1 protein-coding gene is annotated in these 1,074 nt (G+C 69.6%); it reads right to left on the minus strand.

The annotated features are described in order from the left end of the window. Positions 1 to 140: 140 nt before the first annotated feature. A partial coding sequence (locus ACFXBC_RS35115) for an IS1380 family transposase (RefSeq protein ID WP_385034213.1) occupies positions 141 to 1,074 on the minus strand: 934 nt, incomplete at its 5' end.

A 1,074-nucleotide genomic window follows, 5' to 3' on the forward strand; every position in this document is an offset into this window, starting at 1 on the left:
CCGTCGGTTTCTTCGGCGGGCCGTTTCGGTTGTGTGGCTGGTGGCAGGCGGGCTGATGGCCCGGCTGTCGTGTCGGGTGGGCGCCGGGTTCCACTGCTCCGGTCGGGGTGATGCTGCTCGCAGGGGTGGGAACGTGCTGGTCAGCCGGGGTTCGGGAGAGCTTCGAGCCGTGCCAGGGCATTGGTGATCGCGTCGGTCCAGGGCCAGTGGCGAGCGAATCTCAGGTGCCGGCGGCGGGCGGTGGTGACGAGCTGGGCGGCAGCGGAAAAGAGGCGGAGCCGGAGACGGCGGGGCTTCCACCTGTGGGTTTTGCCTGTGAGAGCGAGCATCGGCATCCATGCGAGGAGGTCGAGGGCGATCTGGACGATCTCCGGCCAGATCCGGTTCTGCGCGGTGTCGTGCAGGGGCAGGTTGCGCTGGCCGGTAGCGCGAGCGGTTCGGATGCGGTCCTCGGCTCTCGCGCGTTGACGGTGCCGCAGTTCGAGCGTGGCGATCGGGACGCCGGTGGTGTGGGTGGCGAACGCCGTGAGTCGCAGCCCGTCAGCATCGGTGAACCGCAACTGGGCACCGGGGTGTGGGTGTTCCTTGCGGACGATCAGCCGCATCCCCTGCGGCCGGCCCTTCAGGACGTCCCCGTCGAGCTCGGTGACCCAGGCTCCGTCGCGGATCTCATCTCCCGGTTCGACGGCCGCCGTCCATGCGTCGGGCGGGATCTTGAGGGCGGCCTGGTGGATGGCGTCGGTGATGGCCGTGCCGGCCGAGTACGACAGCCGCCTTCCCCGCTGAGCGAGCCATGCGAGGAAGTCGTGGGTGCCACCGCCGGAGTCGGTGCGGATCAGCGTCTGGCGTCCTCGTCGGTACTTCTTCGGTAGCTGGGCCAGGGCGAGTTGGGCCGTGGTGATGTGGTCGGCGGTGGTGTTGCTGCCCGCGTTCCCGGGCCGCAGCAGTGCGGCCACCGGCTCCCCGCTGCCGCTGCTTCCGTGATCGACGAACCCCATCAGCGGGTGATGTCCGAAGGTCTTCTTCCAGGTCGCGGCTGCGTCCTCCTTGTCGGAGTGGGCCAGTACCAGCACC

Origin of the sequence: Streptomyces sp. NPDC059398, from assembly GCF_042751845.1 — a bacterium.
Classification (GTDB): domain Bacteria; phylum Actinomycetota; class Actinomycetes; order Streptomycetales; family Streptomycetaceae; genus Streptomyces.